The organism is Rhizobium sp. N122 (assembly GCF_002211295.1).
Classification (GTDB): Bacteria; Pseudomonadota; Alphaproteobacteria; order Rhizobiales; family Rhizobiaceae; genus Rhizobium.
This window is the reverse complement of sequence record NZ_LOKU01000034.1, coordinates 251,572-265,146: the sequence shown is the minus strand read 5'-3', so window position 1 is coordinate 265,146 and position 13,575 is coordinate 251,572. Positions and strand designations below refer to the sequence as shown.

Below are 13,575 nucleotides of genomic sequence, written 5' to 3'. Positions count from 1 at the left end.
TAGGCATCCACACCGAATGCCGATGTTTTGAGCGACAACTGCTATGCCCGCAGTCGTGGGTGCGCCTATTTGTGCAGTGCACACGCGCGGTTTCGGTCGCCTGGCTGACATCATCAAGCCGAAATCAGCGCTCCAATCATCGGTCTTGCCAAAGGTGGAGAGGCCTTGGAAAAAATGCCGACGGCAAAGCCCCGGCTGCCACTCCGCTCGCCAGCACGATCCGGGTCGCGGGAGATCACGGCTGTCTCGTCAAGTCGAAACGAGGTGGTCTCTTGAAACTTGCTCCATCGTCGTCACGCCGAGTAGGGCCATATTGCTATGGAGCTCAGCCTTCAGGATGTCCGCCGCCCTCAATACGCCGGGCAGACCGGCAACGGCCGCCGCATAAAGGAACGGTCGCCCGACAAACACGAACCGTGCTCCCAGCGCCAAGGCCTTGATGATATCGGTTCCGCGGCGAAAGCCGCCGTCGATCATGACTGGGATCCTGTCGCCCAGACGCTCCACGATCTCGGGAAGCGCCGCCAGAGGAGAGATGGCGCCATCGAGCTGGCGGCCGCCATGATTGGACACGATCACCCCGTCAGCCCCTGTCTCGGCGGCCCGCGCCGCATCGTCCGAATGAAGAATGCCCTTGACGATCAGCTTGCCGCTCCAGCGGTTGCGGATGCGCTCGAGATGGCTCCAGTTCAGATGGTCTCTCCGGCCAAAGTCCCGCGTGACGTTCGAGGCGATGATGGGTGCGCCTCTGGTCGCGTAGGAGTTTTCAAAATGCGGAATGCCATGGCGGGCGATCGTGCGCAAAAATGTCCCGATGGTCCATTGCGGGTGCGAGACACCCTGCCAGGCCAAAGCGAGGCTCGGCCGCAGAGGCGTCGAGAAGCCAGCCCGGATATTGTTTTCCCGGTTCGGGAGCGTGGCGGTATCGACGGTCAGCAACAAGGTGTTAAAGCCTGCCGCAGCAACTCGATCCACCAGCGCATCGATGCGTTCGGGCTCACCGGGCAGGTAGGCTTGGAACCAGGTCGCGGGTGCGGCGGCAATAACCTCCTCGAGCCGAATGAGCGAGGATCCGCTCATGATCATCGGAATGCCGACCTGCGCTGCGCCGGCGGCAAGAACAATGTCGCCGCGATAGGCCATGAGCGCGCTGATCCCCATTGGCGCGATCCCGAATGGGGCGGCATAGGTCTGACCGAATAAGGTCGTTTCGGTGCTTCGCTTCGACACGTCCTGGAGAATACGCGGTCGAAACGCATAAGCCTGAAAGGCTTCGACATTCTTTCGCAGCGATGCGTTGGTTTCGCTGCCACCGGAAATATAGCCGTAGAGCGGCTTTGGCAGATGCCGTTTTGCCTTTGGCTCGAAGTCATCGAGGCAGAGCATAGCCTGCGCCAGCCGGGTCGACCGACGGGAGTCAGGGCTGCTTACTTTCATGGGCGTGCTCCATTGGATTACAGACGAATTGTTTCCTTGGAGAGGCGGTGAATGCCATTGCATCCACCGCTACCCACCGTCAGCCTCCCCGCAGCTTCAATCTTCGCTTGCCTCGAATGCTTTCTTGCGACCCTTCCGAATGGACGGAAATATCAAGGTAACCAGCATACCGGCGCTAATCAACAGACCGCACGATGCTCTATCGCTCGAATGGTTCGCCGAGCGAAGCGACACCGTTCAGTTTCAGCAGGCGACGGTCGGCGGAGATGATGCCGAGCACGATGATGGTGACGAGATAGGGCAGGCTCGACAGTAGCTGCGAGGGAACGTCCAGTCCGGTTGCCTGGGCCGCAAGCCCCATCAGCGAGACCGCGCCGAAGAGGCAGGCGCCGAGGAAGATACGGCCGGTGAGCCAGGTCCCGAAGACGACGAGGGCAATGGCGATCCAGCCGCGTCCGGCGATCATCCCGTCAGCCCAGAGCGGTGTGTAGACGACCGCCGCATAAGCGCCGGCGAAGCCGGCCATCGCGCCGCCGAAGGCGATGGCGAGGATACGGACCGATATCACCGAATAGCCGATGGCGTGGGCCGCCTTCGGGTTCTCGCCGACGGCGCGGACGATGAGACCAAGCTTGGTGTAGGCAAGTATGGCCCAAAGAGCCAGCGTCGCAGCGAGCGAGATCCACACGACGATGTCCTGGACGAAAAGGCCACCGATCACCGGCAGTTCCGACAGCGCTGGAAGAGCAAGCTTTGGAAGACCCTTGACCGTCAGGCTTTCATAGGTCTTGCCGAAGAGGGCCGAGAGGCCTTGGCCAAGAATGCCGATGGCAAGGCCGGCGGCCACCTGGTTTGCCCGGAACCCGAGCGTGACCAAGGCAAAGAACAGGGAAAGGGCGGCACTGCCGAGCCCTGCGACGATGAAGCCGAGAAAATGTCCGCCGCCATGATAAACGACGATGAAGGCTAGCACCGCGCCAAGGGCCATCAACCCCTCGACCCCGAGGTTGAGGACACCGGCGCGCTCGGCCACCAATTCGCCGAGCGCCGCCAGAAGAAACGGTGTCGCAGCCGCAAGCATGCCGGCAAAAATGAACTCGATGGCGTTCATGACACGCTCCGCTGGGCGGAGTGAGGCCATTCGAGACGATAACGCACGAAGGCGACGGCGATCAGGTAGGCGAGCAGCAGACTACCCTGGAAGACACGGACGGCGGCGATCGGCAGGCTGGCCGAAACCATGGCATTGTCGCCGCCGATATAGATAACCGCCATGACCAGCGCCGAGATCACGATACCGATGGGATGCAGGCCGCCGAGATAGGCGACGATGATGGCCGCATAACCGTAGCCGCTCGCGACCGAACGCTGCAGTTGGCCGAGCGGACCGGCAACTTCGGCGGCGCCGGCAAGACCGGCGGCAAAACCACCGATCAGCAGCGAAAGCCAGATCGCCCAACCTTCCCTGAAGCCGGCGTAGCCGGCAGCCCGCGGCGCCAGGCCGCCGACCTGCAGCTTATAGCCGATGAAGCTCCTCTGCATGAAGACCCAGGCCGCAACCGACAAACCGAGGGTGATGAGGAAGGAGACGTTGACGCGAGTCCCGGCAATCAGGGTGGGCACCATCGCATCGGATTGGAACATCACCGACTGGGGGAAATTGAAGCCGTTCGGATCCTTCCAGGGCCCGAGCAACAGATAGTTCAACAATTGCGCCGCAACGAGGCTCAGCATCAGCGAAACGAGGATCTCATTGGCATTGAGGCGCACGCGCCAGAAGGCGGTGAGAGAAGCCCAAATCGCGCCGCCGATGGCGCCGAGCAGCAGCATCGCCGGCCAGATCCACTGGCCCGTCGCCTGGGGAAACCAGACCGGAATGGCGGAGGCGAAGATTGCACCAAGGATAAACTGGCCCTCGGCACCGATATTGAAAACCTTGGCGCGAAAGCCGATTGCCAGCCCTTGGGCGATGAGGAGGAGGGGGCCAGCCTTTAACAGAACTTCCGAAAATGAAGCCCAGGAGAGGAAGGGCTCGAAAAGCATCGCATAGACGACCGCGACAGGGTCGCGGCCCATCAAGACGTAAAGGCCGAGATTAAGTGCGATCGCACCCCCGAGCGCGATGACGGGGGCGCCCAGGGCCGCGGCCAGCGAGGCGCGCTCCCGGCGGACCAGAGTGGGAAGGGAAGTAGGGAACCAGACGCTCATTATTGAACTTTCTCAGGCGAGGTATCTGCCCCGATCATGTATCGGCCTATCTCCTCGGGCTTGGTGTCCCGCGTTGCAAGCGGCGGGCTGAGCCGGCCGTGATGCAGCACCTGGATGGAATCGCAGAGTTCGAACAATTCTTCCAGTTCCTCGGAAATGACGAGGATCGCCATGCCCTGATTGCGCAATGCGACCAGGCGGCTGCGGATGGCGGAGGCAGCGCCGACATCAACCCCCCAGGTCGGCTGCGCCACGAAAAGCAATTTCGGAGACAGCATGATTTCGCGGCCGACGATGAACTTCTGCAGGTTGCCGCCGGACAGGGTGCCGGCTTCCGCATCCGGGCCGGATGTGCGGACATCATACCGACGGATACACTCCTTGGTGAACGTCATCGCCCGCGCCCTTTCGATCAGACCACGGCGTAAAAGCTTGAGCGGATGGGCCGTCAGCAGGCTGTTGAGGACGAGCGACATTTCCGGCACGGCGCCGCGTCCGAGCCGGTCTTCCGGAACGAAGGCAAATCCGAGCTGCCGCCGCGCTGCCGCATCGAGCCTGCCGACATCCATTCCCATCATGTAAATCCGGTCGCGTTCATCGCGCCCCAGCATGGTCTCGCCAGAAATCAGCGCGGCAAGCTCGCTTTGGCCGTTGCCCGAAATGCCGGCAATCCCGAGAATTTCGCCGGCACGCACCTCAAGGCTAAGGCCGGAGAGCGGCACCGCGAAAGGATCGTCGGGCTGGTGATCCAGACCGATGATCTCCAGCCGCTTTTCCCCGCCAGACAGCGGCAACGCCGAGATGGGTGCGGGCATGTCGCGGCCGATCATCATCCGGGCAAGGTCATGGGCATCATGCTCGCGCGGATCGACATCGCCTGTCACGCGCCCGCCGCGAAGGATCGTCGCCCGGTCACAGATCGCTCGAATTTCTTCGAGCTTGTGGGAAATCAGCAGGATCGAAACGCCGCCGTCGCGCAGCCGGCGCAGGGTATCGAAAAGTTTTTCCACCAGTTGAGGCGGCAGGACAGAGGTGGGCTCGTCAAGGATCAGCAGTTTCGGATTGGTCATCAGGCTTCGGATGATCTCCACCCGTTGCCGTTCACCGACCGACAGCGCATGCACATGAGCAAGCGGATCGACTTCGAGACCGAACTCCCGTCCAAGCGTGCGGATACGTTCCTTGAGATCAGCTTTTCGGCCCGGCACCACCAGCTGAATATTCTCGATCACCGTCAAGGTCTCGAACAGCGAAAAGTGCTGGAAGACCATGCCGATGCCCTTGCGCCGCGCCTCCGCGGGTGAGGCGAGGCGCAAGGGTGTACCTTCCCAGACGACATCTCCGTCATCCGGCAGCTCGACACCGTAGATCAGCTTCATCAGCGTCGATTTTCCCGCCCCGTTTTCTCCGAGGATCGCATGGATCGATTGCGGGGCCACGTCCAGATCGATTGCCCGGTTGGCGTGGATCTGGCCGTAGCTTTTCGAAATGCCACGCAGCGACAGGAGCGGAGTGGTCATGAATTATTTCGGCAGCGGCGTCGAGACGCCCTTGACGTGCCAATTCATGGCGATGATCTCGGGGTCGGCCATGGTTGCGCCCGAGGCGGCACCTTCGCTGCCATCGGCCTTGGTGATCGGCCCGGTGAAGGGGGAGAAGCTGCCGCCGGCGATCTTTGCCTCGATCTCTTTGATCTTGGTCATCACGTCGGCCGGAATATCAGGGTTCCAGTCGACCACTTCGACGACCTTGTCGGCGACGCCGAGGAACGCATTGGCCCCCTTGAACGTACCGGCGAGATGGGCATCGACCGAAGCCTTGAAGAAGGGCGACCAGTCCGTCGAGATGCAGCCAAGATAGGTTTTCGGTGCATACTTCTTCATCGAGGAGTTGAGGTTGAAGGCGTAGACGCCGGCGTCTTCGCAGGCCGATATGACCGACGGCGTGTCCTGGGCGTTGGAGAAGATCACGTCGCATTTCTGCGCGATCAGCGCCTTGGCTGCCTCCTGCTCCTTGGCCGGGTCGAACCAGGAATTGACCCAGACGACGGAGACTTCGATATCCGGCTTTACCGCCTGGGCGCCGAGCGTAAAGGCGTTGATCGAGGTAATGAGTTCGGGAATGGCAAAGGCCGAGACGGAGCCGAGCTTGCCGGTCTTGGAAAGTGCTGCCGCGGCCATGCCGAGCAGATAGGTGCCCTGGAAATACTTGGCGGCGAACGGCGAGAAATTGGGAGCAACCTGGAAGCCGGAGGCATGCAGGACCGTCACGCTCGGATCACGGCGGGCGATCTGCAAGGCGCCGTTCTGATAGCCGAAGGAGCCGGCGATCAGGAACTTGTTTCCGTCGGCGACGGTCTTGGTCATGATGCGGTCGGCGTCCGGGCCTTCGGCGATATTCTCAAGCACGGTGACCTTCACCTTGTCGCCGTAAGCGGCCTTGATCGGCTCGAGGCCGGCGGCAAGGGCGTGCCCCCAGCCGACATCGCCGATCGGCGAAGGGACGACGAGCGTGATGCCGAGCGGCTGGTCGGCGGCGAAAGCCATGCGGCTGCCGAGCGCGCCGGCAAGGCCGGTGGCGGCAGCGGCCGTCATCAGGTTTCTGCGGGTCAGTTTGGTCATGTTCTCAGTTCCCTCTTTTGGCTTTTTTAAAATTCTACGGCGGATAGGGCGGCCTCGGCGTCGGCGGACAGTTTGGCCTCGTCGAGACCGGGGAATTCCCCGTTCTGCCAGACGATACGGCCATTGATCATCGTCATATCGGTCGCCATCCCGATGCCGACACGGGCAATCAGGCTCAACGGATCGTGCCGCGTACCGACATAATCCATGCGACGCGTGTCGATCGCAAACAAGTCGGCGGCCATGCCGGGCGCCAGCCGGCCGAGGTCGCGCCGGCCGAGCAGGCTCGCCCCGCCTGTCGTGCCGTAGCCGAGAAAATCGACGGGGGCCGGCACGGGATGGGCGCGGCTCGAAGATACCAGGCACTGCAGCATATAGGCGGAGTGCAGGCAGTGCATCAGGTTGGAGTTGTCGTTGGAGGCGGCCCCGTCGCAGCCAAGGCCGATGCGCAGGCCGAAGGCGGCCATGGCGGGAATGTCGGTGACTTCGGCGCCGACCAGATAGACCGGCTCCGGACAGTGCGCCACGCCGGTGCCGCTGGCCGCCATCTTTCTGAGTTCGTCGTGAGTCAACTCCCAGCAATGGGCATAGAAAGCGTCGGGCCCGGCAAAGCCGAGTTCTTCCAGATAATCGACCGTGCGCATGCCATGACGAGCCTGAATGACCGGGCTTTCGCCCTCGCCGACATGGGTGTGCATCATGACGCCGCGATCGCGCGCCAATGCCACCGATTCCACGAAGGTCTCGCGATAGCAATTCACCGGCTGGCAGGGCGCGACCACGACCTGGCGCATGCTGAACGGGCTGGCATCGTGATAAGTGTCGATCAGCCGGGCGCAGTCGGCGATGAATTCGTCGGTCGTTTCCAGCATCGCGTCGGGAATGGTCGAGCCCTCCGACTTCGGCAGGGTGTTGCCGCCGCGGCCGGCATGGAAACGCATGCCGAAGAGTTCGGCTGCCTCGAACTGGCGGTCGATCAACCGCTTCCCGGCGTGGCGGGGGAAATTGTATTGGTGATCCAAGGCCGTGGTGCAGCCATGTTTGATCATCTCGGCCATCGCCGTGACGGAAGAGTGGTAAAAACACTCGTCATTGAGCTGCGAAAAGATCGGGTAGATCCGGTCCAGCCACTCGATGACCGAAAGCTTCGTCCAGTCGAGATCGACGCGATTGCGCACGAAGCATTGGAAAAAATGATGGTGGGTGTTGACGAGGCCGGGATAGACGAACCAGCCGGCGGCATCCTGAACGGTCGTGCCGGCGGGAAGCGCGTCCGCCGCCAGATTTTCACCGACCGCCACAATCGCCGGACCGTCGGTCAGGAGATCGACATGGCGACGGACGACCGGCCCCTTGCCCTCGTCGACGATCACGGCTGCGCAGTTCTTCAGGAGATAGCCGGTCATGTCACACCTCGCCCGGTGCGGTATGGGGTTCCGGCTTCAATTCGTGCAGCCGGTGAATACCGGGCATTTCGATAAACCTGTCGAGCGCACGCAGGGCCCGCGACCAGAGCCGGATGGCGGGATAAGCATCCAGCGTCACGCCCCCATCGGGCGCCAGCGCCACATAGGGGAAGCAGGCGATGTCGGCAATTGTCGGCCGGTCGGCTGCGAGGAAGTGCATGCCGCAAACACCCTGCTCGACCAGTCCCGCCTCAAGCTCGCGAAGCGCGGCGATGCCCTGGGCCTGCAGCGCGCCGATATCGCCCGGCCGCAGCAGCATCTCATGAAGTCGCGCGCCGCCGAGGCTTGCCGTCAGCCGGCCGGAGAACGAAAGCCATTGCTGCACCTTTGCCGCTTCTTCGGCCTTGCCATTGCCAAGCCATTCGGGTGCTGCCTTGGCGGCGAGATAGACGAGGATTGCCGACGACTCGGTCAGGGTCAGATCGCCATCCTCCAGGATTGGAATGGAACCTGCTGGATTGAGGGCGAGAAGCTCGGGGCCGCGATGCTCGGCGCCGGGATGGAAATCCACCGGGCGGAGTTCCAGCTTCACGCCGGTCAGCGCCGCCATCAGGCGCACCTTGTAGCAGCTGGGAGAGAGAATGTAGTCGTAGAGCTTCATTGCGCCACCAGCTGTGCGCCGTAGGTATAATTGTGACGCTTCAGCCAGCGCCGGTAAGCGATCGATGTGAGATCGGCTCGCGTCGGGATTTCCATGCCGGGATCGAGCGGCAGAAGCGGCGGGATCTGGTTTTCCAGGATCGACCGGTCCTGCAGGAAGATTGTCTGCTGGAAGTGGATGAGATCGGTCATCGCGGTCTCGTCATCGAAAAGCGCCATCCACGGCCAGACGTCGCACAGGTCCTCGGCCAGCGGCTGCACGAAGAGCGTGATGACATCCCACTCGCTCGGGCGGGGCGGGCAGGTCTTGTAGAGCACGGAACAGGTCGGTGCCGGCACGCGGTACATATATTCCGTCGTGATCCCGCCGCTTGCCGATTTGGAGGCCTGCGGCTGGTAAAACTTCACCTGCGTTGCCCAGACTTCATCTTCCGCCTCGCGGATCTCGACCTTGTAGTTCTGGACCTCGGTGTGCGGCTCCGCGCCGAGAATGTCGGTGTGGACGAAGGGGAAATGGGCAATGTCGAGGAAATTCTCGACGGCGCGCAGGGGCGAGCAGCGCACGCGGACCACGCCAACGTCGACGAAACGGCGGCCGGGCTGATCGGCTTCGGGGATCGGGAAAATTTCCTTCTTCGGCTCGCCGAGCGAAGACCAGACATGGCCGTAACGTACGCGCACCGGCAAAACGCGGCCGTCGCCGCCCGTGACCCTCGCATTGCCATCGGCGTCGCTCGCCACGTCGATCGGCTCGCCCATCAGCGCCGTCTTGCGACCGGCGCTGTCGAGCTGACTGAAAAGCCCGACCGGATACCATTCGTCGATCATCGCCTGCATGCTCACCGCGCGATCTCCTTTTTCTGAAGATCCTCAGCTCGGCGGCGCAGACTTTCGGCAACCCGCGAAGCGCCGATGGCCGCAGCAGGGCCGAGGTCATCCTTCAGGAGCACATGGATCAGCGTCTGCGCGTCGTCCTGGACGGATAACAGCAGACAGAGAGCGCCGGTGGATGCGTCGATCTCGACAAGACCGTCAGGGTTCGCCTTCGCGCCGGCCGCCGCTTCGATCGCGGCAGTGCCTGCAAACGCCGTCAGCGAGCGCAAGGGAATGAGGCCGTCAAGCCTTGGCGGCTTCGAAGCGGGCGTACCCACGGCCACCCAGATCACGCTGCCCGCTTCCTCGACTTCATGGGTGGCGACCCGGATGGTTTCCGGCGGCGCCAGCCCCGGATGGGCAGGAATGCGCAGACAGTTTCCGGCCTGGCCATAGCTCCAGCCGTGATAGATGCAGGAAAGCGCCTCGCCGCGCACGAAACCATGGGACAAGCGCATACCGCGGTGCGGACAGCGATCCGCCGATGCCGATATATGCCCCGAAGTGCTGCGCCAGAGGGCGATCGATCCAGATGCCGTCCGGGCGGGGATGACGGTTGCGGCCGGCAGATCCCGGGAAAGGGCGACTGGCGTCCAAAAGCCGGTCGGATCGGATGGCATGACTAGACTTCCTGAACCATACTACGTTTTGTAGAACGATACGCTCAAGGCCTCACGTTTGCATAGTTTTTTCGCATTGGCAACAATGGTTAAATAATATGCACATCGCAAAAACCGCATTTGGTATCAGGCCGTTTTACCGATCATCGCAGTGCGTTCTATGCTCTCGACCCATACGTCGATGGGCCCCAGTGAGCATCCCACCTCCATCATGTCGATCAAATCCTCCGGTCCTGAAAGCTCGAGTTCGATCCGCATGGGACTCGCATGAGATATGGTATGCGAGAGCCCGAGCTTGGCGGCATGGCGCCGGATCCAGGGGACAAAGGACGCAGCCTTGAGATCACCGATAATCGTCATCCGCTCCTGAAGGTGGCTTGTATCTTGTCCCATGCTCGCCCTTGTTTTTCCAACACCATAGCGCCTGAATGAACTTGCGAAAGGGGTATCGTCGAAGCGACGGTACGCCGTCGGAGTTTGCTCTGCAAACACCGGCGACCGTCACGATGCCCATAAGCCTTGTCGGTCGATCGAGAGGCTGGGCTTGTGATTGGTTGTTGCTGTGTTAACTAGCTGTCTTGCGATTTCCGCGGCCGCTCAAGGTCGCGAAAAACCGGTAATCAATCATTGCACGATCGGACCCCGATGAAGAATGGACAGCAGGAAAAACGCGAGATGCCGTCGTTGCCGGGTTCATCGCAGGAGCGCCAGCGGTCGCTCGCGATCGGGCTTTTGCGGGCGCGCGAAGCGGTGATGAGCCATTTCCGGCCGATCCTGGCGGCGCATGATGTAACCGAGCAGCAATGGCGGGTGATCCGTGTTCTGTCCGAAGCGGGAACGCTCGATGCAAGCGAAGTGGCGGACAAGGCCTCGATCCTGGCGCCGAGCCTGACGCGCATGATCCGCTCGCTCGAAGAGCGCGGCTTCATCACCAAACATAAGGACAAGGCCGACGGCCGGCGGGTGCTGCTGCGGATTACGCCCACGGGGCGAGCAATGGTCGACGAGGTCATGCCGGAGAGCCTGAAGGTCTATGCCGATATCGGCGCACGCTTCGGGGCGCAGCGGGTCGAGCAGCTGTTGGACATGCTGGACGAGCTGACGGCGCTGAGGCTCGAAGGCGCGAGCGGCGGTGAGGAGTGACGGCTTTCCGCCCAGATGCAAAGCCCCTTGATTAATGTGTTAAATATTTAATTGACGACGAACCCGGCCTGCGGCAGTCTTCAGTTGTGTAGACACTGTTGGGAGGCAGAGTTGGACCTGTTGCAGAACCGCAGCCTCGTCGATCGCGCCTGGTCGCCGACGCCTTACGATCAATGGTCGGATGACCTTCACAATATCTGCGGGAATTTCAACGCGCACACGATGCAGCGCGGCGACAAAGTGACCGGCACGGCAAGCCGCATCGACGTCTGCGGCATGGAATTTGCCCACGTCTCTAACGATCTCGATTATGTCCATCGCGGCTGGGACGATATTCGCCGCGATGCCCACGAACATCTGTTCCTGATCCTGCAGCTCGAGGGAGCCTGCGGCGTAGAGCATTCCGGCCAGCAGAACATTCTCGATGTCGGCGAATGCATTCTGGTCGATTCCACGCGACCGACCACCTTCTATTTCCGCGGTCACTTCTCCAATCATCTGTCCCTGCATTTGCCGCGGCAATTGATGTATTCAGGCAGCAAGGTGAATTTCGACGTGGCCCGCAAGCTTGCGGCCGACGATCCGATGACGATGATGCTGCGTGCGCTGATCGCCAAGATGATGACGACGCCGGAAAGCGAGGCGGCCTCACCGCATCTGCGCCAGCTGATGTTCGACACGACGCGCCAGGCGTTTCTGTCGACCGACATCCAGACGGCAAGCCTGACTTCCTTGCATGACAGTGCCGGCAGGCGCATGCAGATGGTCGATATTCTGATCGACAAACACCTGACCGAGAGCGATCTCAGCGCCAAATGGCTGGCGACGAGGCTCGGCGTCTCGATCCGCACGCTGCAGCAGGATTTCCAGGGACTGGGCATGACCTGCACCACCGTCATCCGCGACAAACGCCTGCGCTTTGCACGCGAAAAGATCGAGCAGCTCAAAGAGCAGCGCAACGTCGGAACGATCGCCGAAGTCGCCTATTCCGCCGGCTTCAATGACATTTCCTATTTCAACCGCAGCTTCAAGGAACTGTTCGATTGTGCGCCGAGCGAGCTGCTGCGCGCCGGCGAACCGGTGCCAAAGATGGTCTGACGCGCAATTTGCGCTTCCGTCCAAGACGAGGTGCGTTTCTCCCCAAGACGGTTTTTCCAGCCAAAGTCATAGTCCTCCCTAATCTCACGGGAGGAGAATATCGTGAAGCAGTCTACCCTGCTCATCGGTGGCGAAACTGTCGCCACCGCCCATCATGCGCCGGTTGCCAATCCGTCGAACGGCGAAATCGTCGGCTATATGCCGCTTGCCGGGGAAACCGATCTCGACCGGGCCGTTGCCGCCGCCGCGGCGGCTTTCAAAAGCTGGTCGCAGACCTCGAATGAAGGGCGCGCCGCGGCCTGCCGGGCCATTGCCGAGAAGATTGCCGAGCACGCCGAAGAACTGGCGCAGATCCTGACCCGGGAGCAGGGCAAGCCGCTCAACGGTCTAGGATCGCGCTTCGAAATCGGCGCAGCACTTGCCTGGACGCGCCATACGGCCGAACTCGATCTGCCGGTCGAAATCCTGCAGGATGACAATGAGGGCCGTGTCGAGCTGCATCGCAAGCCGATCGGCGTCGTCGGCTCGATCACGCCCTGGAACTGGCCGGTGATGATCGCCTGCTGGCACATCGTGCCGGCGTTGCGTGCCGGCAATACCGTCGTCATCAAGCCGTCGCCCCTGACGCCGCTCTCGACCATCCGTCTCCTCGAGATCATCAACGAGGTGCTGCCGCCCGGCGTCGTCAATGTGATCACCGGCGAAAACAGCATTGGTGCCGCGCTTTCCGCCCATCCCGGTATTGCCAAGATGACCTTTACCGGCTCGACGGAAACCGGCAAAAAAATCATGGCCTCGGCCGTCGCCACCTTGAAGCGGCTGACGCTGGAGCTCGGCGGCAACGATGCCGGCATCGTGCTGCCCGACGTCGATCCGAAGGGCATCGTCGAGGGTCTGTTCTGGGGCGCCTTCATCAACAACGGCCAGACCTGCGCGGCGCTGAAACGCCTCTATGTGCATGACAGCATCTATGAAGAGGTCTGCGCCGCACTTGCCGATTATGCCGGCAAGATCACCGTCGGCGACGGCCTAGATGAGGCGAGCATTCTCGGCCCGATACAGAACGAATTGCAGTTCAACAAGGTGCGCGATCTCGTCGACGACGCGCGCGCAAAGGGCGGCCGCATCCTGACCGGCGGCGCGCCGCTGGACCGGCCCGGCTATTTCTACCCGATCACCCTCGTCGCCGATGTCGACCACGGCGTCCGGCTGGTCGATGAGGAGCAGTTCGGTCCGGCCCTGCCGATCATCCGCTACAGCGATCTCGACGAGGTGATTGCCCGCGCCAACCAGAATCCGGCCGGTCTCGGCGGCTCGGTCTGGTCGGCCGATGTCGAGAAGGCGAAGCGCTATGCGATGCAGCTCGAATGCGGTTCGGTCTGGATCAACAAACATGGCGCGATCCAGCCCAACGCACCCTTCGGGGGCGTTAAACAATCCGGCATGGGCGTCGAATTCGGCGCCGAAGGACTGAAGGAATTCACGACGATCCAGACGGTGTTGAGCTGA

The 13,575-nt window shown here is 61.9% G+C and carries 13 protein-coding genes; 3 read left to right on the top strand and 10 right to left on the bottom strand.

The window, feature by feature from the left end; all coding sequences use genetic code 11:
• Nucleotides 1-249 precede the first annotated feature (249 nt).
• From ATY75_RS22885 to ATY75_RS22840, 10 genes are all read right to left on the bottom strand, one after another.
• Nucleotides 250-1,437 carry an alpha-hydroxy acid oxidase gene (locus ATY75_RS22885; protein WP_088939334.1) on the bottom strand — a complete coding sequence of 396 codons (1,188 nt, stop codon included), beginning with the start codon at nt 1,435-1,437 and terminating at the stop codon, nt 250-252.
• A gap of 199 nt (nt 1,438-1,636) precedes the next feature.
• A complete protein-coding gene (locus tag ATY75_RS22880; RefSeq protein ID WP_088939333.1) occupies nt 1,637-2,548 on the bottom strand; it encodes an ABC transporter permease in 912 nt (303 codons plus the stop codon).
• Complete coding sequence (locus ATY75_RS22875; protein ID WP_088939332.1) at nt 2,545-3,645, bottom strand: ABC transporter permease; 1,101 nt, start codon at nt 3,643-3,645, stop codon at nt 2,545-2,547. The genes ATY75_RS22880 and ATY75_RS22875 overlap by 4 nt, the downstream gene beginning before the upstream one ends.
• Nucleotides 3,645-5,165, bottom strand: a complete 1,521-nt coding sequence (locus tag ATY75_RS22870; protein WP_088939331.1) for an ABC transporter ATP-binding protein — start codon at nt 5,163-5,165, stop codon at nt 3,645-3,647. Before ATY75_RS22870 ends, ATY75_RS22875 begins: the two co-directional genes overlap by 1 nt.
• 3 nt (nt 5,166-5,168) lie before the next feature.
• Entirely contained in the window at nt 5,169-6,266 is a 1,098-nt protein-coding gene (locus ATY75_RS22865; RefSeq protein WP_064841635.1) for a BMP family ABC transporter substrate-binding protein, read from the bottom strand.
• Nucleotides 6,267-6,292: 26 nt separating this feature from the next.
• Complete coding sequence (locus ATY75_RS22860; protein WP_088939330.1) at nt 6,293-7,672, bottom strand: amidohydrolase; 1,380 nt, start codon at nt 7,670-7,672, stop codon at nt 6,293-6,295.
• A gap of 1 nt (nt 7,673) precedes the next feature.
• Nucleotides 7,674-8,333, bottom strand: coding sequence for a glutathione S-transferase family protein (locus tag ATY75_RS22855; protein WP_088939329.1), 660 nt, complete (start codon nt 8,331-8,333; stop codon nt 7,674-7,676).
• A complete protein-coding gene (locus ATY75_RS22850) occupies nt 8,330-9,175 on the bottom strand; it encodes an aromatic ring-hydroxylating dioxygenase subunit alpha (RefSeq protein WP_088939328.1) in 846 nt (281 codons plus the stop codon). Before ATY75_RS22850 ends, ATY75_RS22855 begins: the two co-directional genes overlap by 4 nt.
• Nucleotides 9,172-9,825 carry a Rieske 2Fe-2S domain-containing protein gene (locus ATY75_RS22845; RefSeq protein ID WP_088939327.1) on the bottom strand — a complete coding sequence of 218 codons (654 nt, stop codon included), beginning with the start codon at nt 9,823-9,825 and terminating at the stop codon, nt 9,172-9,174. Before ATY75_RS22845 ends, ATY75_RS22850 begins: the two co-directional genes overlap by 4 nt.
• A gap of 126 nt (nt 9,826-9,951) precedes the next feature.
• The gene (locus ATY75_RS22840; protein WP_088939326.1) at nt 9,952-10,218 is read right to left on the bottom strand and encodes an acylphosphatase; all 267 of its coding nucleotides are present in this window, start codon (nt 10,216-10,218) and stop codon (nt 9,952-9,954) included.
• Nucleotides 10,219-10,500: 282 nt separating this feature from the next.
• Here ATY75_RS22840 and hpaR point away from each other — a divergent pair, with 282 nt between their 5' ends.
• The 3 genes from hpaR to ATY75_RS22825 all read left to right on the top strand — a co-directional run bounded on the left by hpaR (nt 10,501) and on the right by ATY75_RS22825 (nt 13,575).
• On the top strand, nt 10,501-10,968 hold the full coding sequence (hpaR, locus tag ATY75_RS22835; RefSeq protein ID WP_245317619.1) for a homoprotocatechuate degradation operon regulator HpaR: 468 nt from the start codon (nt 10,501-10,503) through the stop codon (nt 10,966-10,968).
• A 111-nt stretch (nt 10,969-11,079) separates the two neighbouring features.
• Entirely contained in the window at nt 11,080-12,066 is a 987-nt protein-coding gene (locus ATY75_RS22830; RefSeq protein ID WP_088939324.1) for a helix-turn-helix domain-containing protein, read from the top strand.
• 102 nt (nt 12,067-12,168) lie between these two features.
• On the top strand, nt 12,169-13,575 hold the full coding sequence (locus ATY75_RS22825; protein WP_088939323.1) for an aldehyde dehydrogenase family protein: 1,407 nt from the start codon (nt 12,169-12,171) through the stop codon (nt 13,573-13,575).

What these genes read in the sequence shown, in the direction of transcription:
- ATY75_RS22860 (WP_088939330.1), bottom strand. Translation starts at nt 7,672, where the DNA reads ATGACCGGCTATCTCCTGAAGAACTGCGCAGCCGTGATCGTCGACGAG.
- ATY75_RS22845 (WP_088939327.1), bottom strand. Translation starts at nt 9,825, where the DNA reads ATGCCATCCGATCCGACCGGCTTTTGGACGCCAGTCGCCCTTTCCCGG.
- ATY75_RS22840 (WP_088939326.1), bottom strand. Translation starts at nt 10,218, where the DNA reads ATGGGACAAGATACAAGCCACCTTCAGGAGCGGATGACGATTATCGGT.
- ATY75_RS22870 (WP_088939331.1), bottom strand. Translation starts at nt 5,165, where the DNA reads ATGACCACTCCGCTCCTGTCGCTGCGTGGCATTTCGAAAAGCTACGGC.
- ATY75_RS22855 (WP_088939329.1), bottom strand. Translation starts at nt 8,333, where the DNA reads ATGAAGCTCTACGACTACATTCTCTCTCCCAGCTGCTACAAGGTGCGC.
- ATY75_RS22875 (WP_088939332.1), bottom strand. Translation starts at nt 3,645, where the DNA reads ATGAGCGTCTGGTTCCCTACTTCCCTTCCCACTCTGGTCCGCCGGGAG.
- ATY75_RS22865 (WP_064841635.1), bottom strand. Translation starts at nt 6,266, where the DNA reads ATGACCAAACTGACCCGCAGAAACCTGATGACGGCCGCTGCCGCCACC.
- ATY75_RS22880 (WP_088939333.1), bottom strand. Translation starts at nt 2,548, where the DNA reads ATGAACGCCATCGAGTTCATTTTTGCCGGCATGCTTGCGGCTGCGACA.
- hpaR (WP_245317619.1), top strand. Translation starts at nt 10,501, where the DNA reads ATGCCGTCGTTGCCGGGTTCATCGCAGGAGCGCCAGCGGTCGCTCGCG.
- ATY75_RS22885 (WP_088939334.1), bottom strand. Translation starts at nt 1,437, where the DNA reads ATGAAAGTAAGCAGCCCTGACTCCCGTCGGTCGACCCGGCTGGCGCAG.